The sequence below is a fragment of the Streptomyces sp. NPDC001027 genome, from assembly GCF_040299045.1.
GTDB lineage: Bacteria > Actinomycetota > Actinomycetes > Streptomycetales > Streptomycetaceae > Streptomyces.
Map to the genome: position 1 here is coordinate 1 of NZ_JBEPBI010000013.1, position 25910 is coordinate 25910.

The 25910-nt window shown below is 68.0% G+C and carries 16 protein-coding genes and 2 pseudogenes; 5 read left to right on the forward strand and 13 right to left on the reverse strand.

What is annotated here, in order from left to right; translation table 11 throughout:
* Nucleotides 1–314: 314 nt before the first annotated feature.
* From ABT300_RS06600 to ABT300_RS06625, 6 genes are all read right to left on the reverse strand, one after another.
* Complete coding sequence (locus ABT300_RS06600; RefSeq protein ID WP_351672823.1) at nucleotides 315–920, reverse strand: DUF6417 family protein; 606 nt, start codon at nucleotides 918–920, stop codon at nucleotides 315–317.
* A 159-nt stretch (nucleotides 921–1079) separates the two neighbouring features.
* Nucleotides 1080–1904, reverse strand: coding sequence for a hypothetical protein (locus ABT300_RS06605; protein WP_351672825.1), 825 nt, complete (start codon nucleotides 1902–1904; stop codon nucleotides 1080–1082).
* On the reverse strand, nucleotides 1901–2224 hold the full coding sequence (locus tag ABT300_RS06610) for a sigma-70 family RNA polymerase sigma factor (RefSeq protein WP_351672943.1): 324 nt from the start codon (nucleotides 2222–2224) through the stop codon (nucleotides 1901–1903). Before ABT300_RS06610 ends, ABT300_RS06605 begins: the two co-directional genes overlap by 4 nt.
* 68 nt (nucleotides 2225–2292) lie before the next feature.
* Nucleotides 2293–2808 (reverse strand): hypothetical protein, encoded by a 516-nt coding sequence (locus tag ABT300_RS06615; protein WP_351672827.1) that lies wholly within the window; start codon nucleotides 2806–2808, stop codon nucleotides 2293–2295.
* Nucleotides 2805–3005 carry a hypothetical protein gene (locus ABT300_RS06620; RefSeq protein WP_351672829.1) on the reverse strand — a complete coding sequence of 67 codons (201 nt, stop codon included), beginning with the start codon at nucleotides 3003–3005 and terminating at the stop codon, nucleotides 2805–2807. The genes ABT300_RS06615 and ABT300_RS06620 overlap by 4 nt, the downstream gene beginning before the upstream one ends.
* A gap of 170 nt (nucleotides 3006–3175) precedes the next feature.
* Nucleotides 3176–4150 (reverse strand): endonuclease/exonuclease/phosphatase family protein, encoded by a 975-nt coding sequence (locus ABT300_RS06625; protein ID WP_351672831.1) that lies wholly within the window; start codon nucleotides 4148–4150, stop codon nucleotides 3176–3178.
* A gap of 554 nt (nucleotides 4151–4704) precedes the next feature.
* Between ABT300_RS06625 and ABT300_RS06630 the strand changes: the two genes are divergently transcribed.
* The 3 genes from ABT300_RS06630 (at nucleotide 4705) to ABT300_RS06640 (ending at nucleotide 15303) form a co-directional block, all read left to right on the forward strand.
* Nucleotides 4705–8352: a laminin G domain-containing protein gene (locus ABT300_RS06630; protein ID WP_502977884.1), complete on the forward strand. Its 3648-nt coding sequence runs from the start codon at nucleotides 4705–4707 to the stop codon at nucleotides 8350–8352.
* Between the two features lie 1084 nt (nucleotides 8353–9436).
* Nucleotides 9437–15085, forward strand: coding sequence for an RHS repeat domain-containing protein (locus ABT300_RS06635; RefSeq protein WP_351672945.1), 5649 nt, complete (start codon nucleotides 9437–9439; stop codon nucleotides 15083–15085).
* A complete protein-coding gene (locus ABT300_RS06640; protein WP_351672835.1) occupies nucleotides 15082–15303 on the forward strand; it encodes a hypothetical protein in 222 nt (73 codons plus the stop codon). Before ABT300_RS06635 ends, ABT300_RS06640 begins: the two co-directional genes overlap by 4 nt.
* Before the next feature lie 276 nt (nucleotides 15304–15579).
* On the opposite strand, the pseudogene ABT300_RS06645 reads toward ABT300_RS06640, so the two are convergent.
* The 3 genes and pseudogenes from ABT300_RS06645 to ABT300_RS06655 form a co-directional block, all read right to left on the reverse strand.
* Nucleotides 15580–15810: pseudogene (locus ABT300_RS06645) on the reverse strand (hypothetical protein); the annotation flags it as partial.
* Nucleotides 15811–15966: 156 nt separating this feature from the next.
* A pseudogene (locus ABT300_RS06650) lies at nucleotides 15967–16605 on the reverse strand (glycosyltransferase family 2 protein); the annotation flags it as partial.
* Nucleotides 16587–17936 carry an NsdA family TPR-like regulatory protein gene (locus ABT300_RS06655; RefSeq protein ID WP_351672837.1) on the reverse strand — a complete coding sequence of 450 codons (1350 nt, stop codon included), beginning with the start codon at nucleotides 17934–17936 and terminating at the stop codon, nucleotides 16587–16589. The pseudogene ABT300_RS06650 and the gene ABT300_RS06655, both read right to left, overlap by 19 nt.
* A 143-nt stretch (nucleotides 17937–18079) precedes the next feature.
* Here ABT300_RS06655 and ABT300_RS06660 point away from each other — a divergent pair, with 143 nt between their 5' ends.
* Nucleotides 18080–19174: an NAD-dependent epimerase/dehydratase family protein gene (locus tag ABT300_RS06660; RefSeq protein ID WP_351672839.1), complete on the forward strand. Its 1095-nt coding sequence runs from the start codon at nucleotides 18080–18082 to the stop codon at nucleotides 19172–19174.
* Here ABT300_RS06660 and ABT300_RS06665 read toward each other — a convergent pair.
* Complete coding sequence (locus tag ABT300_RS06665; protein WP_351672841.1) at nucleotides 19171–20046, reverse strand: glycosyltransferase family 2 protein; 876 nt, start codon at nucleotides 20044–20046, stop codon at nucleotides 19171–19173. The genes ABT300_RS06660 and ABT300_RS06665 overlap by 4 nt on opposite strands.
* Before the next feature lie 89 nt (nucleotides 20047–20135).
* On the opposite strand from ABT300_RS06665, the gene ABT300_RS06670 reads away from it, so the two are divergent.
* The gene (locus tag ABT300_RS06670; protein ID WP_351672843.1) at nucleotides 20136–20837 is read left to right on the forward strand and encodes an LbetaH domain-containing protein; all 702 of its coding nucleotides are present in this window, start codon (nucleotides 20136–20138) and stop codon (nucleotides 20835–20837) included.
* A 528-nt stretch (nucleotides 20838–21365) separates the two neighbouring features.
* Here the strand turns inward: ABT300_RS06670 and ABT300_RS06675 are convergent.
* The 3 genes from ABT300_RS06675 to ABT300_RS06685 all read right to left on the reverse strand — a co-directional run bounded on the left by ABT300_RS06675 (nucleotide 21366) and on the right by ABT300_RS06685 (nucleotide 25442).
* Nucleotides 21366–22481, reverse strand: coding sequence for a ParB/RepB/Spo0J family partition protein (locus tag ABT300_RS06675; protein WP_351672845.1), 1116 nt, complete (start codon nucleotides 22479–22481; stop codon nucleotides 21366–21368).
* Entirely contained in the window at nucleotides 22478–23740 is a 1263-nt protein-coding gene (locus ABT300_RS06680; protein WP_351672847.1) for a ParA family protein, read from the reverse strand. The genes ABT300_RS06675 and ABT300_RS06680 overlap by 4 nt, the downstream gene beginning before the upstream one ends.
* A gap of 1249 nt (nucleotides 23741–24989) precedes the next feature.
* A complete protein-coding gene (locus ABT300_RS06685; RefSeq protein ID WP_351672849.1) occupies nucleotides 24990–25442 on the reverse strand; it encodes a contact-dependent growth inhibition system immunity protein in 453 nt (150 codons plus the stop codon).
* Nucleotides 25443–25910: the final 468 nt, after the last annotated feature.

A 25910-nucleotide genomic window follows, 5' to 3' on the forward strand; every position in this document is an offset into this window, starting at 1 on the left:
ACACGGACTGTGTTACGTGTTGCCCATATTTCCATGACTCTCGGCTGCATCCTCCATCTATGTCGCTGGTGCGTGATGTTGACGGCGCGACAGCTGCCGCCTCCTTGCGGGCGTCGGCCGAGCCCTCGAGTTCGCCACGTCACGCCACCCCAGCGCGGCATGGGCCGTCACTCGAAAGTGAGTAACGGCCCCACGCCGCAGGAGGCTTCAGGAGCCAAGCTCCATGTGTCGGTCCCGCGGCACGCTCGCGGCAGACCCGGCCTCCCGGGACCCGGCGAGCGAACCGCCGCGCGAGCCCGCCCGGGTAGGCCCGTTCACCCTCCGGCAACGGCGCGGTCGGCAGACGGCTCCGCGCCAGAGCCGTCGTGGTGGCTGATGCCGTAGTCGCGGGTGAAGCGGTTCGCCTCAAGCGCGGAGCCAGACATCTTGTGCAGCCAGAACGCGTACGCGACGGACGCCATCTGCTCCGGCGACAGGTACAGCACGTGCCGGTTGACTGCGGCCTCGCGCCGGGCGTCGCGTACCCGCTCCGCCAAACCGTCGGCCGGCGGCACCCGGAGCCGGTCGGCGAGGGCCGTGAACAGGCGCAGCGCCGTCATCTGCGACGCGATCAGCTCGACCCGCTGCAGGCCGGGGCCGGGGGCGGCCGCTGAGGGCCGAGGGCGAAGGCGGTTGTAGAGGAGGAGGTCGTGGGCGGGCGCGGTCAGGCGGGCCGCCCAGCGGACGGCCCGGCCCTCCCACGCCGACAGCGCCGCACGGTCTTCCCGGTCCGCGAGCTCTGTCAGACCCCGCCCGGCGAGGTTGAACACGCGCTGCTTGACCGGGCGAAGATCCCAGTCCAGTGCCCAGCCGTGGCCGGCCGCCCGCTGCCGGGCAGCCACCGCCTCCAGGGCCGTGACGGCCCTGTCCTCACACGCCATCTGCACCCCCGAGCCACGGGGCCGCCTGCCGCATGGCCGGCCCCCCGGCGATGCAACGGGCGCCGAAGCGCTCAGGTCACGCCCTCGCTGCTCCCGGACCGCCGCCGTGCTGATTCGGGCGCTTGCCCGGCAGAAACGAACGGCCTCCCTGGGTGCTGTTCAGCGGTTCGCGGTGCCCATCTGTTCGGGGATCGGCTGCAGGTACCCGCGTTCGACGGACTCGGTGTCCGGGCAGGCGCGGGGGTCGGGAGCGGAAGGGCTGGGGCGTCGGTGCCAAGTGTGGGGGCGGTCGGCTGCAGCGAGCAGGCTGGTGATACGGCGGGCGAATCCGTCTCCGGGGAGAGGGAGCTCGGTGTCGGGTTCGCGGAGGTAGCCGGCGGTGACGGCCGTCGGGATGTAGGCCATGAGTTTGCCGATCGCGGCGGGCCGGGAGCGGACGGTCTGCTGGGCGAGGTGGCGCAGGATGCGCATGAAGTGGGTGGTGGAGGCGCTGGTGATCCGGTGTTCTGCCGGATTCCAGCTGTGGCCGTCGTCGCGGGCCGGGGGTTCGGGCGAGGGCTGGACTTCGTCGGTCTGCCGATGCCACCAGTCGGCGGTGTCCCACTCCCCCAGCGCCAGGTGATGCAGGTAGAGGCAGTACGCGGCGGCGGCCTGTCCGGCGCCGGCGGCGTACTGCCACCAAAAGCGTGCGCCCTCGTCGGTGTCGGTCAGTTGCAGGACGCAGGCCAGGACGAGGGCGCTGCGGGGTTCGGGGACTTGGTCGGTGACGAACTTGGCGACCGTGGTGGGCGGGGTGTGCAGGACGAGGGTTTCGCACAGGGCGCGCAGGTCCTGGGAGGCGGCGTTGTGGCTGCTGTCGGGGGCGGGCTTTGCGCTGGGGCGTGTGCCGGCGGCGGGCAGGGTGGGGTGGGGGACGATGTCACGGGGGACGGTGCGCTCGCGGACGAGCAGGGCTCTGGAGAGGAGCTCTTCGATGCCGGTCACGGGGTGTTCCCTTCGATGGTGTGAGGCGGGCACAGGACGCTCTCCAGGAAGCGGGTGGCGTGGCGTTCGTCGGAGCGCACGGCAGCCAGCGAGGTGCCCAGGAGGGCGGAGACGGTCTCGGGGGTGAAGCCGCACAGTCGGCGCAGCACCATGACGTCGAGCTGGCTGGGAGGAAGGCGGCTGATGGCCGTGAACATCTCCAGGCTTTCGGCGATCTGGTCGATGAGGTCGGCGGGGTCGGTGAGGGCTTGCAGGGCGGCGGTGTCGAAGGCTGCCCGGCCGAGCTCGGGGCGGCCGTCCCGGTGGGGGGTGCGGGCCATGACCCTGGCGCGCAGGACGTTCCAGGCGAAGCGGCGGGTGTCGTGGCTGGCGAGGGCGTCGTTCCAGTTCAGCCAGAGGATGTCGAAGGCGTCGGAGACGGCGGCGTCACGCCGGTCGTCGTCGAGGAAGACCTGAGCGAAGAGGGTGTAGTGGTTCTCGGCGAGTTCGCGGAAGGCGCGATGCTCGAGAGCGCGGCGGTGTGCGTGGTCGTCAGGACGGTGGTCCGGTCGGTGCAGTCGTCGATCCAATCGTTGCTCTTGTGGGCTTCGAACGCCGCTTGGCGCCACAGCTGGTAGAGGGGCCAGTTGGGCACGCCCAGTTCGACGGCCAGCATGCAGACGATCTCCCAGCGGGGGTAGAGGCCGACGCCGCGCAGCAGTTCGGAGATTATCGACTTGGCGAAGCGGATCCGTTCGCTGAGTTCGTTCAGCGTCAGTCCGCTGGCCAGGTAGGTGTCGCGCATCGGCTGCAGCCAGGCGCGGTGGGCGCTTGCGGTGCTGGGGAGGATCGGGCCGAGCTTGCGGCCCGGCCGTGCGGTCAGGGGTCTGCCGGGCGGGACCGGCGGCTCGGTGGGCGTCGTCACGGGGCGTCGTCCTCCTTGTCCGCGGCCGCGTTGGGCTGATTGCCGGCGCCGCGGGCGGTGCGGGAACGGGGGGTGTGGAGGATCTGCTGCACCGTCAGGCCAAGGGCCGGGGCGAGCGCGGCTACCGCAGCGGTCTGACCGGCGGCGACCAGGACCACGCTCCAGGCGAACACCGTTGCCGTGACCGTGATGACCACTATCTGTCGACGTCTTCTTCGCCGCGGTCATCTTCGCTGGCTGCTGCGCGGCCGCATCCGTCCCCCGCGGTGCCTCCCACCGAACCGGACAGCGATCGCTCGTCCCGTCCAAGGAGCAGCCAGACCTCAACGCCGGATCGCATTGGCGTTCGGGCATGGCCACGGCCGAGTCAGGGGGTGGGGATCGCGAATTCGACCCACATCGGATAGTGGTCGGAGATGTGCCACGAGAGTTCGGTCAGGCTGAGATCGCCTTGCAGTTCGGGCACGAAGTCCACGTGGCCGCCGGCGCCGGCTTCCAACGTCAGGACCGGCCGGCGCTTCTGTCCTTTGGTGAACCATGCGATCTGGTCGTAGAAGTGCTCCGCTCCGGGGTCGTCGAAGACGGTACGCGCAAGTCCTGCCAGCTGCGGGGCGGGAACCAGGCCGGTGGAGGTGAACGCCTCGAACAGCGGGTCGCCGGCGCGGTCGATGTTGAAGTCTCCGAGGGCGATGAGGTTGTGGTCCCAGCCGAATTCGCGCTCCGCCCAGCCGGCGAGCCAGTCGGCGATCGCTCGCAGTTCCGGAATGCGGTCGGCGGCCTCATGCCCGTACAGGACGTGGAGCGTAACCAGGGTGAACGTCTGGCCTCGTGAGCGGAAGCTGACCGCGTAAGGGGTGCGGGCGAACTGGCGGTCCAGCCCACCCACCGGCACGCCCGCGTCCTGCTCGAGGGGCACCACCAGCTCACAGGCCAGTCCGGATGGCTTGACCCGCCGCGTGTCAAACAGGAACGCCAGGCGTTCGTCGTTGCCGTCCTTGCCCTCGGTCACGTCGGTGAGGATGAACGCCCAGTCCTCCCCCAGCACCTTCATCAAATGCCGCAGAGCCCGCAGGTTCCCCCGCACCTCCTGCACCGCGACCACATCGAACCGGCGCACCACCGCCGCGATCAAATGCACGTCGGTGAAGTTCCGCTTCGGCGACGCCCCCTCAGGGCTCGCCCACGCCTTGGTCAGGCCGGCGAACGCCCGCAAGTTCCAGGTCGCGATCCGCAGCCCCGCCTCAGGGTTCGGCGGCACCAGCGCATCGAGGGCCTCCTCCCAGCGCGAGATCCGCACGGCAATGTGCTGCGGCGGCGCCAGGACATCAGGTTCCGTCGGCACGTAGACCTCCCCGTTGCAGCAGCCTATGCACCGAGAGTCGGATGATCTGAGGCATCAGGCAATAGCCCATCGAGGTGGCAGCCGGGCCGTGGAGAGCCTGCCGGGAGGCGGTGCAGCACGCTGGCCGGTTGAGGCGTCGCCAGCGCGGACGGCGGGGATCTGGGCAATGTCACCGGCGGCCAGCGGGTCACAACAAGAAGGTCGGCGGACCAGACGCGGGGTTCGTTCTACGCGGCGAATGGATGAGTAGGGCTTCAGCCGAGATTGCGGCGACTGTGGCGGCACTCCGCCCGGACTCAACGCGTGCCGAAGCTTCGTGGCAACCCGTCGCAGTGATCGTCAGCCTGAGTGCCGGTGATCAGGCCATAAACAGCGGGTGTGACCGGGGACACCATTGACCCGCCTGTTCGATCATCACATGATCCTCACAGCTTTGTAAGTGAGAACTAAAGAGATGGGTGGGGGGCGTGGTTTCACAAAGACGGGGGCACGACTGGCGTCGTGCGGTTCAGAGTTGCGCGATGGCCGTCGCGCTTCTGGTGGCCGCGGTGTCGATGCCAGGAGTCGCACTCGCCGATGGCGGGGGTGCCTCGGTGGCGGCTGACGGAACGCCGGAGTCTGAAGCGAGCGCCCGTGCCGCGAAGACCGGTGAGCAGGTGGCCGTGAATGCGGCGACCACCGAGTCGTCGCAGGTTTTCGCCAATCCGGATGGCACCTTCACGCAGGAGATGAACGCGGCGCCGGTTCGAGCCCGCAAGGCTGATGGCGCTTGGGCCCCTATCGACACCAGCCTGATACGTGAGGCTGACGGCTCTGCGCGGACGAAGAACACGACAGCGCGTATCGCCTTCTCGGGCGGCGGTAGTGGCAGTGGGCTGGTGACGCTCGAAGACGGTAGACACCGGTTGCAGCTGGGATGGCCCACTGCCCTCCCGGAGCCGAAGCTGGAGGGTGCCACCGCCACGTACGCCGAGGTCCTGCCAGACGTCGATCTGAAGCTGACTGCGCTGAGCTCCGGCTACACCTCGGTGATTGTGGTCAAGTCCGCGCAGGCTGCGAAGAATCCGGCACTGGCGACGATCAGGATGACCGTTGCTGGCGGCGGTCTGGACATCGCTCCGACTGCCGATGGCGGCTTTGTCGCGCGGGATGACGACGGATCCCCGGTCTTCGAGAGCCCGACAGGTCAGATGTGGGACTCGGCGGGAGACGCCCCAGACGCGGCTGGTGTCTCGGCCCAGCTCATCCGTACTGCTGCTGCGACACAGAACGGGGACAAGCCTGAGACGAGGAAGGCGGCCCCACTGCCGGCCGCCAAAGGCGAGCCCGCCCCCTCGGAGGGGCCCGGCAGCGGTGACGCGGCGGCCGCGCTCCCGCTGAAGGTCACCGGGACCACCTTGGAGATCACTCCCGATCCTGCCCTGCTCCACGGCGAGGACACCGTCTTCCCGCTCTACATCGACCCGCCGACGAAGGGCATCGCGCTGGGCGACTGGACGGCCCTGGCCTCCAACGGCACCAAGTACTGGGAGTTCGACGGGGACAAAGGCGTGGGGCGCTGCTCCAACTACGCCGGTTACCTCTGTGCCAGCACCCCGTACACCCAGCGCATGTACTTCGAGTACCCGCTGTCGTCGATCCACGGCAAGAAGGTCCTGGACGCGACGATGGAGGTGTACCAGTTGTGGACGTTCAGCTGCGAGCCGCACTGGTACGACCTGTCGCGTGTGGACAAGGGCATCTCTTCCAGCACCACGTGGTCGACCAGGCCGGCCGGGGTGGACTTGATGGGCGACAAGGAAGTGGCTTACGGGCGGGGAGCCTTGTGCAGTCCGTCGCAGCCTGCGAACTGGGTGCGTTTCAGCGACAACGTGTCGGGCGGGGAGACCAACGAGAACCTGACGACCACCCTCGCCTCCTACGCCGCGAGCAAGCAGGCTGAGATCACCTTCTCGCTGACAGCTCACGACGAGTCCGACGCTGGCGCCTGGGCGCGTTTCCGCAACGACGCGAAGCTGTCGGTCACTTACGTTTCCTACCCCTCGACGCCGACTGAGGCGAAGGTTCAGGACGGCACCAGCGGCAAGGCGTGCGGGACGTCCACGGCACCGCAGGTCACCGGTGACACCACACCGACGGTGTACGGGACGGTGCAGTCGGTGGACGGGGCGCAGGCGCAGCTGCGTGCGGCGTTCGAGATCTGGAAGGCGGACGGCACCAGCCGTGCCTGGACAGCGACCTCCCCGAGCGGGGCGTGGGTGGCGGACAATGCGATCCGTGGCGCCACGTCTTCTGCGCTGGCCCCGCAGACGGACTACCGGCTGCGGGCCAAGACGCAGGCGTACTACCTGACCGACCGTGGTGTGACGGGCGTTCTTGACTCTGCCTGGTCTGCTTGGTGCTATTTCCGGGTCGACACCGATTCCCCGCCGGCTCCGGTGGTGTCCAGCGCCGACGGCCGCTACCAGCCCTCTGACACGGCTCCGGCCGCTGATGGTGTGGGTGTGACGGGCGCGTTTGTCTTCACGCCGGCTGACGCGGATCCGGCAACCGCCGGGGTGCAGTCGGACGTCGTCAGCTACAAGTGGCGGTTGAACGGCGGTCCGGTGTCCGCGCCGATCACCGTCGCGAAGGGCACGCCGGGCCGGGCGAACATCACGCCGAACCAGGTCGGCGAGAACGTCATCCAGGTTTCGGGCTTCGACGCTGCGGGCCACAGCTCCGTCACCGGCTACTACAGTTTCCTGGTCAACCCTGGTGCGAAGCCTTCGGGCGTGTGGCACTTCGACGGTGACGGCAACGACTCCACGACGGCAGCCTCACCTCATGCGCTGTCGCCGGGGGCAAGGGCCTCCTACGACGGCGTGGGTCGTGCGGGAGCGGCTTCGTTGAAGCTCGACGGCACGGCCGGCTATGCCCAGTCGTCGGGGCCGGTGGTGGACACGACCAAGTCGTTCAGCGTCTCCGCCTGGGTCCGGCTCGCGGACGTCTCCCGCAGCCAGACTGTCGTGTCTCAGCAGGCCACTACGCTGTCGGGTTTCGCGCTGCACTACTCGGCCAGCAGCAAGCGGTTCGCGTTCTCCCGCTACACCAGCGACGTCGCTGCGCCGACGGCGAGCCGCTCCATCTCTCTCGCCGCCCCCGTGGCGGGCGTGTGGACCCACCTCACCGGTGTGTACGACGCTGTGGGCCAGACGGTGCAGCTGTATGTGAACGGCCGCCCCCAGGGGGCGCCGGTGGCGTTCACCACGCCGTGGGCGGCCACCGGGCCCCTGCAGATCGGCAGGTTCCACAACAGCACCGGATACGTGGAGTACTTCGGCGGCCTCATCGATGAGGTCCACACGTGGTCCCGCGTTCTCGTCGATGCGGAGGTCGTCCAGGACGCCCGTCTCGAGGACGAGGACGCCAGTGACGGGGACGCCGCCGCCCCGACGCCGGCGCTCGTCGCCCAGTGGAACGCCACGGACACGCTGAACGCGACCGGCACGACGATCAAGGACACCAGCGGCTTCCAGCGGACCCTGGGCCTCAGCGGGGCAACGCTGGCCCAGATCACGACCGGCGCGGACCCGGATACCGGTGAGACCGGTACGACCCGGCAGACAATGCAGCTGAACGGCACCAGTGCCTATGCCTCGGCAGCCGGTCCGATCGTGGACGACACCGGCTCCTTCACGGCGACCGCCTGGATCACGCTGGATCCCGCCAAGTTCGCCGACACCACCAAGTCCTACGCGGTTCAGGCGTTCGGGCAGTCCGGCACGTCACAGTCGTCGTGGGGCGTCTGGTACGAGCAGCCGGCGGGCAAGAGCCAGGGACAGTGGACCTTCGGCCGCCCCGACAAGGACGGCACCGGCGCGCTCTGGTCGAAGACCGTGTCGGACACCGTCAGCGCTGCCGCACTGAAGGGTGCTCCCGTCATGCTGACGGTCGTCTATGACGCCCAGACGACCGTGGACACCGCCAGCGGCCCGAAGCTCGGCTCTCTCAGCCTCTACGTCAACAGCGCCCGCATGGGCAACGAGGACGATGTGTCCTTCGCCGCTCCGTGGCAGGGGACGGGAGCGTTCGAGGTGGGCCGGGCGAAGATCGGCGGCGCTGCCGCGCGCTACTTCCCCGGAACGGTCGACAGCGTCCGTGTCTGGTCCGGCGCGACGTCTACTGCCGTGATCGCCGACCGCTTCAACACCGAGCAGTAAGCCCACTCGGGTGGCCGGGCTGCCGGCCGGCCACCCGGGCTGTTCCCATCGCTCAGAACTGCGCTCCGGTATCAGTGCTGCTCCGGAGCTCCTGCCCGTTTTCGAAATCGAACGCAGGGGAATCACCTTGTCTTCCAGACCCTTCCGCACACGCGTGCCAGGGGCAGTCCTAGGCCGCTGGCTCGGCCGCGGCGCGCTCGTGGCCGCTCTCTCCGTCCTTCCGCAGGTCGTGGTCCCTTCGGGCTACGACTTCGCCGCACAGGCCCAGACCTCCACCAACCGTAAAAAGTTGGAGGATCCGGCCGACGCGAAGATCGACAAGGTGGGCGTGCTCAAGCCCGGCACGTCCAAGGCGCCCAAGGACAAAGCCGTCCCCGCCTCCGCGAAGACCCGTGCACGCGCGGAGCGGGCCGCCTGGCCCAAGCCCGGCAACGCCAAGGCCGAGGTCGCGGCGGCCAGCACGGCCGCCGTCACCGTCGGCGGGCTCGGCGTGGAGCTGGCCCAGGAGCCCGCCGCCTCCGCAGCCAAGCCGGCAAAGGCCAAGAGCAAGGCGAAGGCCACCGGTCCGGCCGAGGAGGTGGCGCTCAGCGTCCACTCCCAGAGCGCCGCGCAGAAGGCCGGTGTCAACGGCGTCCTGCTCACCGTCGACCCGGCAGGAGCTGCCGCCGGCCACTCCCCCGGCGCAGCCTCCGGGGACACCGACACGCTCCGCGTCTCGGTGGACTACTCGTCCTTCAGCGACGTCTACGGCGGCAACTTCGGCCCCCGCCTGAGCCTGGTGACGCTGCCGGCGTGTGCGCTGACCACCCCGGAGAAGGCGTCGTGCCGCACCCAGAGCCCGGTGACGGGAGCGGACAACGACGCAAAGTCCCAGACCCTGACGGGCACCGTCTCAGCCCGCGCCCTTTCGGCCGGCACGCCGATGCTGCTGGCTGCGGCGGCGGGGAGTTCGGGCGGAGGCAGCGACTACAGCGCCACCTCGCTGTCCCCCACAGCGACCTGGGAGGGCGGCGGGAGCACGGGTGACTTCACCTGGAACTACCCGCTGCGGGTGCCCCCGGCCACGGCCGGCCCGTCCCCGAACCTGTCCATCTCCTACGACTCCGCCTCTGTGGACGGCCGCACGGCCGGGGAGAACAACCAGACCTCCGTGGTCGGTGAAGGCTTCTCGATCACCGAGTCCTACATCGAACGCAAGTACGCCTCCTGCAAGGACGACGGCCAGTCCGGCAAGGGCGACCTGTGCTGGAAGTACGCCAACGCCACCCTGGTCCTCAACGGCAAGGCCGTCGAACTCGTCAACGCCTGCGCCGACAAGACAGCGTGTGACGCCGCGGCCCTGTCCGAGGCGTCCAGGGGCTCGTGGAAGGTCAAGAACGAGGACGGCAGCCGCGTCGAGCACCTGACCGGCGCCACCGGCAACGGCGACAACAACACCGAGTACTGGAAGGTCACGGACGCCTCCGGCGTCCAGTACTTCTTCGGCAAGCAGCGCATGCCCGGCTGGAGTGACCACGGCACCGCCGCGGACGACCCGGTCACCAACTCGGTGTGGACCGTGCCCGTCTTCGGCGACGACTCCGGCGAGCCCTGCTACAAGTCCACCGGCTTCGCCGACTCCTTCTGCAACCAGGCCTGGCGCTGGAACCTGGACTACGTCGTGGACCCCCACGGCAACGCCTCCACCTATTGGTACACGCCGGAGGCGAACTACTACTCCAAGAACGCCGCCACCACCGTCAACGGCACCGCGTACACCCGCGGCGGATACCTCGACCGCATCGACTACGGCCTGCGCAGCGACCTGATCTACAGCAAGCCGGCAGCGCAGCAGGTCCGCTACATCTACGCCGAGCGCTGCGTCACCTCGGGCGGCTGCTCCAGCCTGACCAAGGACACCAAAGCCAACTGGCCCGACGTGCCCTTCGACATGATCTGCGCCTCCGGCACCAAGTGCACCACCCAGATCGGGCCGTCCTTCTTCACCCGCAAGCGCCTCACCGACATCACCACCTCGGTGTGGACGGGCACCGGCACGACCCGCCGGGACGTGGACACCTGGCACCTGGACCAGAGCTTCCCCGACACCGGTGACGCCTCCTCGGCGAGCCTGTGGCTGAAGTCCATCCAGAACACCGGCAAGGCCAACAGCACCGCGGCCGCCATGCCGCCGGTCGTCTTCGGCGGCATCCAGATGCCCAACCACGTCGAGGGCAGCGGCCCCGACACCCTGCGCTACATCAAGTGGCGTGTGCGCACTATCAAGTCCGAGACCGGCTCCACCCTCACCGCCAACTACTCCGGCCCCGACTGCATCTGGGGCTCGAGCATGCCCGCAGCGGTGGACAAGAACACCCGCCGTTGCTTCCCCGTCAAGTGGTCCCAGTCCGGCGCGACCCCGGTCACCGACTGGTTCCACAAGTACGTGGTCACCTCCGTCTTCCAGGACGACCCCTACGGCCACGGCGCCACCGGCGAGACGTACTACGACTACCAGGGCGGCGCCGGCTGGGCCTACGCCGACGACGAGGGCCTGACCAAGACCTCCAACCGGACCTGGTCGCAGTGGCGCGGCTACGGCAAGGTCGTACAGACCTCCGGCGACACCGAAGGCCCGCGCTCCAAGAAGTCCACGCTCTACATGCGCGGCCTGAACGGCGAGAAGGAACTCGACGGCACCGCCCGCGTCGAGAAGGTCACCGACTCCACGGGCACCGCCATCGACGACTCCCGCCAGTACGCCGGCTTCGTCCGCGAGACCATCATCTACAACGGCGCCGACGAGGACAGCGGGACCATCAACACCCCCTGGTCCTACAAGACCGGCAGTCACGCCTACAGCTGGGGCACCACCGACGCCTGGATCGTCCAGGCCGGCGAAACCGCCACCCGCGCCAAGACGTCCACCGGCAGCCGCACGGTCAAGCAGAAGACCACGTACGACACCACCTACGGCATGCCGATCACCGTCGAGGACACCGGCGACATCACCAAGACCGGCGACGAGTCGTGCGTGCGAACCACGTACGCCCGCAACACTGCGGCCTGGCTGGTGAACACGGTCTCCCGCACCGAGACCTACAGCGTCGGCTGCTCCACCACTCCGGCAGTGCCCGACGACGTCGTCTCCGACGTCACGACGGCCTACGACGGCCAGACGGTCGGGGCGGCCCCCGCCAAGGGTGAGATCAGCGCCTCCTACCGGGTCGCGAGCTACAGCCCGGTCGACAACGCGCCGGTATACCAGAAGGTCTCCAGCTCCACGTACGACAAACTGGGCCGCCCCTCCACCGCGACCAACGCCCTCAACCAGACGATCAAGACCACCTACGTCCCCGACGACACCGGCTACGGTCCTCTGACGTCCAAGACCACGATCGACCCCATGCTCTACACCTCCACCAGCCTGGTGGACCCGGCCTGGGGCACGGCCACCGAGACCACCGACGCCAACAGCAACGTCACCGAATGGGCCTTCGACGCGCTCGGCCGCCTGGTCTCGGTCTGGAAGCCCAACCGCTCCCGCGCCCTCGGCGACGCAGCCAGCATCGTCTACGCCTACAGCATCAACAACGACAAAGAGACCTGGGTCCGCACCGACGCCCTCAAGAACGACGGCAAGACCTACAACAGCGCCTACGAAATCTTCGACGGCCTGCTGCGATCCCGGCAAAAGCAGGTCCCCGCGCCGAACGGCGGCCGGGTGATCTCGGAAACCCTCTACGACGACCGCGGCCTGGCCTACATCTCCAACAGCCAGATCCACGACAATGTCGCGCCCTCGGGCACGCTGGCCAACACCTACCCCGGCTCCGTCCCCGCCTCCACGGAAACCGTCTTCGACGCCGCCGGCCGCGCCACCGACAGCATCTTCCGGGTCTACGACCAGGAAAAATGGCGCACCAAGACCGACGCGCAAGCCGACCGCACCGCCGTCACCGCGGCCGAGGGCGGCACCGGCGTCATGACATTCGTCGACGCCCGCGGCCGGATGACCGAACGCCGCGAGTACGCAGGCCCCGCCCCGACCGGCAACGACTACACCCGCACCCTGTACGAGTACACCCCCGGCGGCCAGCTCAAGAAGCTGACCGGCCCGGACGGTGCAGTGTGGACGTACGGCTACGACCTGCGCGGCCGCAAGACCACCTCCACCGACCCTGACAAGGGTGCCGTCACCACCACGTACAACGACGCCGACCAGCCGTTGACCGTCACCACGACCCTCAACGGCGACTCACGAACCCTGATCACCGACTACGACGTGCTGAACCGCACCATCGGCACCTGGGACGGGGTCAAGGACGACTCTCACCGACTGACCAAGTTCACCTACGACTCTCTCGCCAAGGGACAGCCGACCGCATCGATCCGGTACGTCGGCGGCACCGCCGGAAAGATCTACTCCCAGGTCGTCACCGGCTACGACTCCCTCGGCCGCGCCCAGGGAACCAAGACCGTCCTGGCTGCCAGCGACCCCCTGGTCGTCGCCGGGGCACCGCAGACCTTCACCACTTCCACCGTCTACAACAGAGACGGCACCGTCCAGTCGACCTCCTTGCCTGCCGTAGCCGGCCTGCGCGCCGAGACCGTCGCCAACACCTACAACGACCTCGGCATGCTCACGAGCACCGCAGGCATGACCGGCTACGTCCAGAACATCGGCTACTCCCCCTACGGCGAGATCGAAGAGACCCGCCTGGGCACCTCCACCGGCGCCAAGCAACTCCAGATCCTCAACCGCTACCAGGACGGCACCCGCCGCCTGACCAACACCCACACCGTCGACCAGAGCAACACCGGCTACACCAGTGACGTCGACTACGCCTACGACGCCACCGGCAACATCCTGTCGCTCACCGACCAGGCAGGCGGCAAGGACAGCCAGTGCTTCGCCTACGACGGCTACCGCCGCCTGACCGAAGCCTGGACCCCGTCGTCAGGCGACTGCACCACCGCCCGATCGGCGTCCGCCCTAGGCGGCCCGGCCCCGTACTGGACCAGTTGGACCTACAAGCCCGGCGGTCTGCGAGACACCCAGAGCGAGCACACGGCCACCGGTGACACCGCCACCGCGTATGGCTACCCGGCCGTCAACGCCTCGGGCGAAGGCCAGCCCCACACTCTGACCTCCGTCGCTGTCGACGGTGCAGCCGCCACGTCATACGTCTACGACGAGCAGGGCAACACCACCAAGCGCTACAGCCCCACCGGCACCGCGCAAAGCCTCACCTGGGACATCGAAGGAGAACTCACCCGCCTCACCGAAGGCACCAAGACCACCGACTACCTGTACGACGCAGGCGGTGAACTCCTGATCCGCCGCGGTCCGGACAAAACCGTCCTCTACCTGGCCGGCCAGGAACTCCACTACGACACAGCCGCCAGCAAGTTCACCGCCCAGCGCTACTACCCGGCCGGCGACGCAACCGCCGTCCGCACCGAGACCAGCCTGTCCTGGATGGTCGACGACCACCACGGCACCGCCTCGATGACGGTCGACGCCACCACCCAGGCCATCACCCGCCGCTACACCAAGCCCTTCGGCGAGAACCGCGGCACGACACCGTCCACTTGGCCCGACGACAAGGGATTCCTCGGCAAACCCGCCGACACCGACACCGGACTCACCCACGTCGGCGCCCGCGAATACGACCCGGCCACCGGACGCTTCCTCTCCGTCGACCCTGTCCTCGCCCCCGGCGACCACGAGTCCCTCAACGGCTACGCCTACGCCAACAACACCCCCGTCACCATGTCCGACCCCACCGGCCTGCGGCCGCTGTCGGGGTGCGAACAGGGCTGCAGCGACGGCAAGGGCGGCACCACGCGGGACTGGATGACGCCGAGCGCCACCGGGTGGGTGTACCACTCCACCCGCACCTACACCCAGAGTTTCACCTACCAGACTGCCAGCGGAGGCACGGGAAACGGCACCATGACCGTCACCGTCCGCACGGACGGCGGCCACACCGCAGCCAAAGTCATCTTCAAGCAGGGGCCTGACCCGAAGCCCAAGAAGGACGACGGCTACTGCAACGCCTGCTGGGCCATGGGCACCAACCCGCACTATGACCCCAACGCCCACGACATTCCAGACGCAGGGAAGCTCGCAACCTGGCAAAAAGTGATACTCGGCGTCGTCACAACCGTGACGGTGGCCGTAGTCGCGGCACCTGTGGTCGTCGCCTTCGGCGAAGGCTGCCTCGCCACAGCACCGGTGTGCGCCGCAGAAATCTCAGAAATGATGACCGGCGGCGCATCCGGCGGAAGCGCCGTAGTCGGCGGCGGGGCCGCTACGGTTGGCGTCAAAGCACTAACGGCAGATGAGTCTGTCGCCAACATGAGCAAGCTGCCAGGAGATGCTGGCATGCTGCTGCCTGGACGTCTCAGCAACGGAATGATGGCGCAGCTGAGCAAAGAGCATGAGGTGGAGTTCGCACTCGTGTATCGTACAGGCCCGGGAAAGAATGGTGGCGGCGGATCGTATTGGCTTTATTCCGGCAGGAAAGCTGCCGTCGGCGTGCCTACAGGCTCGGACGTGAGGTGGATTAATCACACCCATCCAGGCGGAACGGCTGTAGCCAGCAGGCCAGACGCCAACGTCCTAAAAGCACTACAAAAATCGGGCTCTCCACAGCTCTCCTCCGAAGTTGTTCTTCCCGACGGATCGACCATCAGATGGGGTGGCGACTGGGAGAGATGGGGAACCTTCACCAGGGGTGATCAATGAATATCGAAGAGTATCGCGAACTATGGCAGCCGGGATTTTCAGGCGTTGTATTGATACGCCTCGATCCTGGCACCATTCCTGAGGAGTTTGTCATCTACAACACCAACACAACGAATGTGCTCCTGATCGAGGATGAGGAGTCGCACGACGAAGTCGTGCATCGAATGATCGAAGCCGGTGCCCCGATTTGGGATGACTTCCCCCCTCGCGTTACATAGAAGCCCGCACTGCAAGAGGCGTCCTCCTAGCCTCGATCAGTCATGAGGGTCCGTCAGCTTGCTGACGGACCCTCTGTAGTGCGAGTCGGTGGGGATTTCCGAAGTCTGGGCAGGTTGAATGCCCGACTGTCGCGTCGGGTGGGCACCAGGTTCCACGCCGCTAGCGCAGGTCAGCCACTACCGACGCCGCGGGGACCCTCTCTCTCCCCCTCCGCGCCTGGAAACACCACCAGCCGACCCACCCATCAGCGACCCTCAAGATCTCCGGCTGTAGTACCTGGGACCCTCGGGCTGCAACTCCCTTCCGCGTACCTCCTTGTCACGGAACGTGGTCCCGGCCTCGCCGATCACCAGGAGGTCGTCCGCCTTCTCCAGCGGCGACTTAGCGCCACAACTCAGGGCACTGCGCGCCGTCTCGCGGTCGCGCCGGACGGCCAGCGCGTTGGGGATCGCGGCGAACAGCAGCAGAGCCACGCCGAGCCACACGCCGACGGCGGTGAGGAGCATCCACACCCACCCCTCCCGCCCGCCAGTGAAGGCGAACCGGGCCCCATGGCCAGAGCGCCCCCGCCCCGGCCGACCGATCGGGTCTCCGGCGGCCAGTGCCAGCGGGTCGCCGTGGCCCGGGCTCTGGTCACATTTGGCGGTCGGACGCCGGACGGGTTAGATCACTGGCGGTCGGCCCAGCCGGGTCATGCGCCACACGGTCCGCCACCGCATGGGGCGACGGGGCGGACAGGCGCTCAGCACACCCTCGAAGAATCCGGCCCACCACGACTTCAGCCCTGCCAGTGGGGGGCGTAGTACCAGGGTGTACACCGCCCACGAGGCGAGGTACAGGGGGACCAGTACGGCGGGCAGGTGTCGCTTCGCCAGCCAGACGCGGTTGCGTCCGGTGTTGCGGTAGTAGACCGCGTGGCGGGACGGTGCGGTGCGTGGGTGCGTCAGTACCAGGTCAGCCCGGTAGTCGATCTCCCAGCCGGCGTCGAGGGCACGCCAGGCGAAGTCCGTCTCCTCGTGGGCGTAGAAGAACTGCGCGGGGAAGTCGCCGACTTGGTCGATCACTCGCATGCGGATGGCGTGGGCGCCGCCCAGGAAGGTCGTGACGGGCCCGGAGATGAGCGGGTCGGCGCCGCCGAGACGGGGTACGTGTCTGCGTTGGGAGATGCCTTCCTCGTCCGCGATGCGCAATCCCACGATCCCGAGGCCGGGGTTCGCGTTGAATGCCTCCCTGAGCAGCCGGAGGGTGTCGGTCTGGGGCAGCAGGCCGTCGTCGTCGAGGATCAGCACGATTCTGAAGCCCGCTGGGTGAGGGCCTCAGATCCGGGAACTCGGCGCCTTCGGTAGCCGGCTGCTGCGGACTGGATCGACGTGATCTCCTTGCGGTTGCGGTCGGAGGTCACGCCGTCCATGAAGTCGAGGGAGCGGCTCCACAGGGCCACGGCCTCTTCGTGCCGGTGCTGGGCTGCGACCGACTTGCCGAGGTTGACCATGGTGAGGCCGTGCACGCGCTGGTAGGCGCCCGGCACCCGGCCCTTGAGTGCAGCGCGGTAGTGCTTCTCCGCCGCCCGGTGGTCTTTGATTTCCGTGAGGGTCTTGCCGGTGTGGGAGGCGACGGTGGCCGAAACGGGCCCGGAAGCTGCGGCGTAAGAAGGCGGCCGATCATTGTCGGCCAGCATTGCGTCTTCGGCCTTCAACAGGGAGGCCGCGGCCTTCACGCCCTGCCCGACGGCCCCGTACGCCCTGGCGCAGGTGACGAGCAGGAGCGCCTCAGTCTGCCGGTCGACCTTGCCCGACGCGCGCCGCAGTGCTTCCTCCGCCAGGTCGACGCATGAGCCGGGGTGACCGAGGTCGAGTGCCTGGTGGGTCATGGCCCGCATCATCCATGCGCCGTGCCCGTGAGGGTCGGATTCGCAGGCCAGCTGGAAGCCGAGCAGGTAGTAGCGCTGGGCGGCGCCTTCACGGCTCAGGTCGTGATGCTTCCAGCCGACCAGACATGCCAGTGTGGCTGCCGCTCCGAATGCGCTGCGGCGTGTCGATTCCGATCTGAAGCGCCCCTCGAGCATGGGAACGACCGTGTCCGTGAGGTATGCGGTCGCCGTCGTCAGGCCGTGTCCTCCGCCCAAGCGGTGGTCCGCCCTCCGGAAGGTCTCTGTGAGCTGCCCGATGGTGGCGACCTCCTCGGGCCCGACGCCGGCGCCGCACTCGGCCGCTCTGAGGGTGGCGGCGATCGCCTCGTGGTCGTACGCGAGGGGCAGGCTGACGGCGGCCGTGGCGAAGGCGGCGTTGAGGAACTCCCTACGGCGGAGCATCACGAACCTCCCAAGGTCGGTGGCGCTGGCCAGCGGATCGGGCCCCAGGGCGTCCCCGATGCCTGCGCAGCCTAGACCGATCTCGGTGAGCGTGACCTTCCGTTTCATCCTTCTGGTGAGAGCCTCGGCGATGTACGAGCGGGTCTGACCGCTTGGGGTACCGCCCGCGACCCAGGAGTGAACGGCTGAGCGCGAGGTGTGCAGCCTCTCCCCTGCTTCGGCGGCGACGGTGCGGACCTCCCTGGCCAGGGACTCGTAGGTGCAGCCGGCCTCGGCGATGGCGTCCGCGAGCGCGGTGTTCGGATTTCGACGCTCCGTCAACTCGCGCCCCCTGAGCCAATCTTGAACGGATTGAACAGGCTGCTGCACTCCTCACGGTACCCGCGCGCAGTGACCGCGGCTTCACTGATTGCGAGGCCGGCCGCCTGTCGCGTTCCACCCGGACCCTGTTCTCTGGAGGCATCGTGGACCACTTCTCAGACCTCGGCGCTCTGGCGGGCGCCACCGTCCTGGTGACGGGCGGCGCCGGGCTCATCGGCTCCCGCATCACCGCTCGCCTGCGGGACCTGGGCGCCCGCCCGGTGGCCCTGTGCACCATGAACGCCTACCCCGCGCCCGTGTACGCCGACTTGTTTGGCGTCCGCGTCGGGAACCCGGACGTGATCTTGGGGGACGTCCGGGACACCGCGCTCGTGCGGAAGCTGGTCGCGGACTCGGACTACGTGATTCACGCCGCCGCCCTGGCAGACGTCGCTGCCTGCACCCGCGAACCGCTGGCCGCCATCGACACCAACGTGGCCGGCACCCAGCACGTCCTGGACGCCGTCGCGGCGACGGACCGCGTGCGCCGGATGGTTTTCGTCTCCTCAGCCAGCGTCTACGGCGACGGCAATCCCGAGGAGACCGACAGACCCGAACTGCTCACCATGCGCCAGCTCTTGGAGTCCGTCCACGGCCGTATCCCACCCCGGTTCCACGAGTTCACCCAAACGCGCCCGAAGTCCGTCTACGGCAACACGAAGGCGTGGGGCGAGGCACAGACCGCGCTCGTCCTGGGCCAAGTGGGCACGTCGTACGCGATCGTCCGCTACTTCTCCGTCTACGGCGAACCGCAGACCGTCAAGCCCCATTCCCATTCCTGGGTCGTCGCCTGGTTCGCAGCGCGGGCCCACCTCGGTCTCCCGCTCCGCCTGAACGGCGGCGGCCGGCAGGTGCGGGACATGGTCCACGTGGACGACATAGCCGAAGGCACGTTGAGGGCCCTGACCAGCGCACGCGCTCACACCGAGACCGTGAACATCGGAACAGGCGTCCCGACCAGCGTCAGGCAGGTCGCCCAGCTGGTCCAGGCGCACTACCCGAACACGCCGCTTCTGACGACGCCCCTCCCGGCCGGCGACCCCCTCGGCGGATACGCCGCCACCCGCCGCATGGAGAACGTCCTGGGCTGGAAGCCGAAGGTCACCATCGCCGAGGGCGTGGCCCGCTACGTGAAGTGGCTCCAGGACACCCCGGGTGCCGTGCCGGACTGGCTGCGGCGGGAGCCGGCCGCGGCTTAGACGATCGGTGGCCGGCCCAGCCGGGTCAGGCGCCAGACCGTCCCCCAGCGCATCGGACGCCGCGGGCCGCCAGGCGTCCGGATGCCCTCGGCGAACCCCCCGAACCAGGCGCGCAGCCCCGCCGCGGAACGGGTGCGGGCCACGGTCAGCGCCGCCCACACGCCGAGGTAGACCGGCACCAGCGGTGCGGGCAGGCGCCGCTTGGCCAGCCAGACCCGGTTGCGGGCTGTCATCCGGTAGTAGACCGCGTGCCGGGCCGGAGACGTCTTCGGGTGCTGGAGCACCAGCTGCGGTTCATAGAGGATGTCCCAGCCGCGGTCCACCGCCCGCCAGGCCAGATCGGTCTCCTCGTGCGTGAAGAAGAAGGCGTCCGGCCAGCCGCCGGTCTCCTCGAGCATCGGCATCGACAGGGCGTGCCCGCCGCCCAGGAACGTCGTCACCAGGCCGCGCCTCATCGGGTCGCCTGCCCGCAGGCGGGGCACATGCCGCCGCTGCGTCTGGCCGGTCTCGTCCGCGATCCGGAACGAGACGATGCCCAGCCGGCGGTCTGCCGCGTACAGGTCGGCGATCCGCCGGAAGACGTCGGTCTCGGTCAGCAGGCCGTCGTCGTCCAGGTCCACCAGGACGTCGACGTCCCCGAAGTCCCGCAGGCGGCGCCACGCGACGTTGCGGCCGCCGGACACCCCCAGGTTCTCCTCCAGCTCCACCCCGGTCACCCCGTCGGGCAGATCCGGCAGCGCCGCACCGTTGCCGACCACCACGACCCGGGCCGCCGGTTCCTCCTGCTGGGCCACCGAAGCGAGCAGCGCCAGCAGTTCCGGCATCCGGTCCCCCATCGTCAGCACGGCGACACCCACACGCGGCCGGGTCACGACCACCACCACTTCCTTCCGAGGCCAGATGAACGGCGAGCCTACCCCTGCCGGTCCCAGGCCCCGGACCGTACGGAAGGGCCACAGCAGTGGACCGGATCAACCTCGGCGACTACGTCACCGCGCCCACCGAGGGCGCCATCGCCACGACCGTCTACGGCGGCCTGGAGACGTTCGAGCTATCCGCCTTCCTGGCACAGTGGACGGGCCTCCACCGCGAAGCCCTGATCGCGCTGGGGAAGAGCCAGCGCATCCACCCCTCCGCGTTCATCCACCCCACGGCGATCATCGGCGACGACGTGATCATCGGACCGGACGTCAAGGTCCACGAATTCACGACCGTGCGCAAGGGCAGCGTCCTGTGCGCCGGCGCCCAGATCGGCTTCAACTGCGAAGTCACAGCCACGTTCGTCGGAGAAGGAGCCGTTCTCGGGCACCGGATCGGCGTCAACCGAACGATCCTCGGGACCCGCACCCACCTGTCCGCCAGCGTCACCGTAGCCGCGATCAACATGACCGCAGACATGCGCCGGCCCGACCGGGAAGTGATCATGCGGACCGCGAACGGCCTGTACCGCTCAGGCACAACCCAGTTCGGGGCGCTCATCGGAGACGACACCCAGACCGGCAACAACATCAGCATCGGGCCCGGCGTCGCGGTCGGCCAGCGCTGCCAGATCACCAGTGGTGTTTGCCTCGCTATACGGACCGTGCCGCAGGACTGCACCATCACAGCCCCGCACGCCATGGACGCCGACATCCGCCACCGCCGACGCATCTTTGCGCCCTGAGGCGAAGGTAATGATCACGCTTGTCCGCCAACGGAGCAGGTCCGCGCTTCTTCGATGTTCGCCGCGGCTTGGCCATCGCAACACCCCGCAGGGTCAGGTGTTGCAACCACCTGTAGAACCCAAGAGCGCCAAGCGGGGCCATGGACCGCTGTCAAAGCCAGGGGCCGAGCTTGTGGGCTCTGCGCTGTCGACGAGGGCAGCCTGTCGCTCTGTCGACGCGGACCAGATGACCGCGGCCAGCTCTACGAACCGATGTCCTATGCGCCATGCACCGCAACGGTGCCCTCTAGGAACCCGCAGGCGGTCCGGTGCGCGCCCGGGGTCTGCGGGTCCGGCGCGGGTAGCCGGGCGACTGGGCGGTACGGAATCGAGGTCGTGGCCGGAGCCCCGCGCGTCTTCTGACGCCGGGTCCGTGCCATGTCCTTGGTGGGTCGTGAAGCAGGAAACGACGAAGGGCCGGTTTCCCGCACGTGGGAAACCGGCCCTCGCTCTCGATACCGCTAGGTCGTGGCTGGCTGCTGCACGGGGTCAACCGACCGGGGCGGGCTGACTGTCCCTGTGCTGAATGAGCAGGTCCAGCATCTTGCTGAACTCGTCCGACGGCATCTTGTGGATCAGATGCTGCGCAGCATAGACGCCGTCCTCGTAGGGGAACCGCTTCGGTTTCTGGTCCTCTGCACCAGCTGCCGCTGGGACGGTGGTCGCTTGTGCGGGGACAGATGGCGTGGCCTCCCCCGGCCTCCCAGTCGGCAGCTCATCGTCCGTGCCAGCCGCCTGACCGGCATTGGGCGATTCTCCCTTGGTCCCCCTTTGAGTCGGCGAGGCCGACGCCTTGGTGATTACGCCGTAATCACCACCCTGCTCCCCCGCTGTGGGGCCGGCCTCCGCATTTTCAGCTGGCTGCGAAGGGTGAGGCCTGGACGCGTGTGCCTTCGCTTCTTCTTTCCTCGCACGTTCTGCCTTCAGCTCGTCCAGGGCCGCTTCCTGCTCGTCGGCGGGCTTGTTGCCGACAGCGCGCAGCAGGTCGATAGGTTCCTTGCCGATGCGGGACTGCAGTTCGGGAGTCAGGTTGAGCAGTGCGAGACGCTGGGACACCCAGCCTTGGGATCGGTGAAGCCGTTTCGCCAGGGCCCGCTGGCTCCCGTGTATGGCCAGGAGCCGTTGCAGAGCCCGGGCTTCGTCGAGTTCCTCAAGGTCTTGTCGGTGGATGTTGGCAACGAGAGCGGACTCGAGGAGCTCTTCAGCGGTCGTTCCTTGGTCGTCGCTGACCATGACTTTGACCGTGGTGAGTCCGGCTTCGCGGGCGGCGGCGAGACGACTGCTGCCGTCGATGACGACGTAGGTGGTGTCCGCTTCGAGGTCGGCCTCGCGCTGCGGATTGGCTTGGAGGTAGGCGTCGCGGTTCATGACCGTGATGGCCTGCTTCTGGCCGTGAGTTTCGAGGCTTCCCGCCAGGTCGGTGAGGTCACCCAGTTTGGAGCGGGGGTTGTCGGGGTTGAGGCTGATGCGGTGCGGCGAGAGCTGGGTGGGTGGGGCGATGCCGTCGGTGGGAACGCCTGTGGCGGCGGCGACGGCCTGACGACGCGCGCTCACGGGACGGGTGCCGCCGAAGCGGCCGGCTCCCAGTTGGTCGGCCTTGCTCATGCGATCTCCCTGGCCAGTGCGCGCATGCCGATCGCCTGCTGCGATTTGGGAGCATACGACAGCAGCGGCTGCTTCATCCGGACTGCTTCCTTCTGCTCCTTGAGGTCGCCGATGAGGCCGACGACTCGTGGATCCTTTATGTCGACCCATCCTTGGAGCGAGGAGGTGGCGATGTAGCCGCGGCGGGAGTCGTAGAGGTTGACGACGATGCCGAGGTAGTCGATGTCGACCTGGAGGTCGCCGCGGAGGTCGTCGATCTGGGTGGTGAGCAGTTCGTAGGCGTCGGCGGAGCTGTCTTCGGCCTGTACGACGATGAGGGCGCCGGATTGGCCGGGCTTTTCGCCGTCGCGGCGGCGGCCGTAGTAGGCGGCGGCGTCCATGCTGAGGCCGAGGCTGGGCGGGCAGTCGATGAGGATGACGTCGTAGTCGGCTTCGAGGGGGGCGAGTGCGCGTTCCAGGGCGGCTTCTCGTGCGCGTACTGCGGACAGCCTTACGTCGAGGAGGAAGGCGTCGTTGCAGGCCGGCAGGAGGTGGAGGCGCCCGCCGAAGGTGTCCTCGTCGATGGAGACGATGAGGTCGCAGAGGGCGCCCTTGGGGTCGCCGGCCATGTGGTTGGTGAGGCTGTCGCCATTCATCGGCAGTGGAGCAGCGCCGAGTTGGTTGCTGAGGTGGCACTGTGGGTCGAAGTCGACCAGCAGTACGCGCAGTCCGAGGCCGGGCAGGTTCTCGATGTCGAGGGGGTCGCTGGTCGGCTCTGTCTCGGGGTGTGCGTCGCTCGCTCGTAGGGCTTTGGCGAGCGCCTTGGCGACGCGCACGGAGTGCAGGCCGTTGGAGTCTTCGGCGAGGGCTTCGCCGAGGCCGGCGGTGATCGCCGTCTTGCCGACGCCGCCTTTCTGGTTGCAGACGATGATGCGGCGGGTGACGGTGGGCCGTTCGATCTCGGGCGCTGGGTTGCTGTCGAGCCAGAGCTGGACGGACTGGGCCAGGCCCTGGATGAGGGAGACGCCACGGTCGGCGGTGACCTGTCGGAAGCCTTCCCACTGCCCGGGGGGCAGGAAGGTGGAGAAGGAGTCGGCGCCTGCGGTATCGACGGGTGCGGTGGTGGAGGCCAGGTTGCACCAGTCGCTGATGCCTTGTTCCACGGCGGTCTGGATGTCGATGCCGTGTTGGGCGGTTCTGATCTTGAGGTTCTGCCGGAGCCATCCCGGCAGTTTGGAGACGACCTTCTCGCGGTCGCTGGAGGTGGCTGGCGAACTCATGCAGGACACCATACTAACGTCCATGATCAAAGGCACCATCGACACGTTAGGTAGACCAAGTTGTTGCGGACGTCTGAACGCCATCGAAGGCAACCCGGCTGAACTCCCACCCCACGACGGTGATTACGCCGTAATCACCTCCCTTGCCGGCACAGCGCCTGCGACCGCCCCGCGACGACGACCATCCGGAGCGCGCCCATCCCCCGCATGGCGACCAGATCGGTCCGTCTACTGGTCCTCGGTGATTACGGCGTAATCACCGAGGACCTGAAGCATCAAGGAGTGGGGGAGTGGCGCAGTGCTGTCCTGTCTCACACAAGCGAGTCGTTTACTCAACGACCCGAGTCGGTTCGACTCCTGTCACGCACCCTAGTTGCGCGGTTGGGCGTGCTGGGGGTACTGGATGGCTGTACCGGATGGGGCGGACCAGACGGAGGTTGAGCAGCATTTCTCCACCCACACGTCCGTCGCCCTCCACCGAAGCCCGAGGATCTACGAAGCGTTCTTCCCCCCATCCCGCCACCGCGCCAACCCACTGAAGCCGACACGGAAACTCGGTGGAGCCCGTTCCACCCCTACTACCGCTGCCGAGCCTGAGCACAGCCTGCTCACACTCCGAGCGAGCGAGGCATCGGCTTCACCCCGGCGGTCCTGCCAGGGCCTTGATGGCGGGGCGGAGCAACGCGGCGATGTGATCCGCAGGGGCTTCGTGAAGGAGGCCAGACCGAGGAGCCGCAGGCCGATGGTCACACACAGCAACGCGGTGACCGCCAGCGCAGCCCGTAGTTCGGGATCCATCCTCGGCAGGGCGCATGGCGGCAACGACGCTATCGATCTACCGGCCGAGAGCGGCCGGGATGTGATGGCAGCTGCCTGGTCGGTGAGCATCGACCGCATCATCGTCAGCGTGCACTCGGGAAGACCGCTGAGCTTGAGGCCAAGCGAAGCCAGCAACTGGTCGACGAGCTCGTCGGCGTCAGAGGCCGTTGCCCCACACGGAGGCGGGGAAGCCGGGCGGCCTGCCGAAACGAAGCGGCCTCTGCCACGGTTTCTCCGTCGGCAGTGCTCCGGCAGGCTGGTATGTGATCCGCAGCGACCTGAAATCCGCGTTGGCCGGGACGACAGCCTCTGCACGAGTCGCCTGTCTTGCGCTTCCTGACGCGCGGCTGCCCCGCAGTGCGGTCGGGACGGCGTTGCCTCGTTCTGCAGCCCTTGTAAGCAGTGCGACAGGCTGCCCCACGTCGAACACCTATCGGGCCAGAAAAATCGCCGTTGCCTGGGTCAAGAACGGCGGCAGGTCGGTCAGTTCCGAGACGATGACGCGCAGTTCTCGGCCGAGGTCCGGCCTCTCCTTCCAGAGGGCCGGGCTTCTGGTCACAACCGCGAACAGCAGATCGCCTGGGTACATGTCGCCCTCAGCCATGGGGTCGTCGCGCAACACCCTCAACGCGAGCGGCAGGAGATGAGCGAGCCCCACGTCCTGTCCGATCAGGAGACGCATGTCCTCAACGGTCAGCTTGCCGATCGGCCGACGCCGAAGGGCATGCGCCGTTGCAATGAGGCGACTTGCATCAACTGGCGGGGCCGGCCATCGGTCGAGCTCAAGCTCCTCCAGAGTGCGGTCACTGTCTATGCCTCGAGTCACCGCTCGATCGTCCCACACCGCAGATTTCAAGCACGGCTTGAGGTCCCTAGAGTACATATGACACAAAAGCGACTCACAGAATGGCACCTTGGAGGGGCTAACTCTGAGGGGTCGGCAGATTCGACCTTGAGGGCCGCGACAGCCCGCTAGAGGCGGACACAGACGCCTTCGCCTTCCCGTCACACCCCTCTTCCTTCATTTCTCACACGAACACCATCAAGTTGCCGCGGCAGCGGCTCCACTCCGCAGATGCTCCTTCGCCGCCGCGGCCACGCGCCGGCACCTTCACCCCCGAGGACCAGGCCGCGACCGACCAGGTGTCGTCGTTCGACGTGCCATTGCCTGGCAGCGGCGAATGTGTGGTTCCGGCTGCCGACCGCGGGCTGTTCGGACTCGAGTTCAGTCCAGTTCGCAGCGATCGAGTGCAGCACGAGCCCGGTTGCGTAAAAGCTGTTGATCTTGGGGTAGCCCTTACCGGGACCGATCCCTGTCGGCGGCGCTACGTTTGGCCCTCTGCCGCAATCT

What these genes read in the sequence shown, in the direction of transcription:
- ABT300_RS06600 (WP_351672823.1), bottom strand. Translation starts at nt 920, where the DNA reads ATGGCGTGTGAGGACAGGGCCGTCACGGCCCTGGAGGCGGTGGCTGCC.
- ABT300_RS06630 (WP_502977884.1), top strand. Translation starts at nt 4,705, where the DNA reads ATGCCAGGAGTCGCACTCGCCGATGGCGGGGGTGCCTCGGTGGCGGCT.
- ABT300_RS06685 (WP_351672849.1), bottom strand. Translation starts at nt 25,442, where the DNA reads ATGTACTCTAGGGACCTCAAGCCGTGCTTGAAATCTGCGGTGTGGGAC.
- ABT300_RS06640 (WP_351672835.1), top strand. Translation starts at nt 15,082, where the DNA reads ATGAATATCGAAGAGTATCGCGAACTATGGCAGCCGGGATTTTCAGGC.
- ABT300_RS06610 (WP_351672943.1), bottom strand. Translation starts at nt 2,224, where the DNA reads ATGGCCCGCACCCCCCACCGGGACGGCCGCCCCGAGCTCGGCCGGGCA.
- ABT300_RS06675 (WP_351672845.1), bottom strand. Translation starts at nt 22,481, where the DNA reads ATGAGCAAGGCCGACCAACTGGGAGCCGGCCGCTTCGGCGGCACCCGT.
- ABT300_RS06680 (WP_351672847.1), bottom strand. Translation starts at nt 23,740, where the DNA reads ATGAGTTCGCCAGCCACCTCCAGCGACCGCGAGAAGGTCGTCTCCAAA.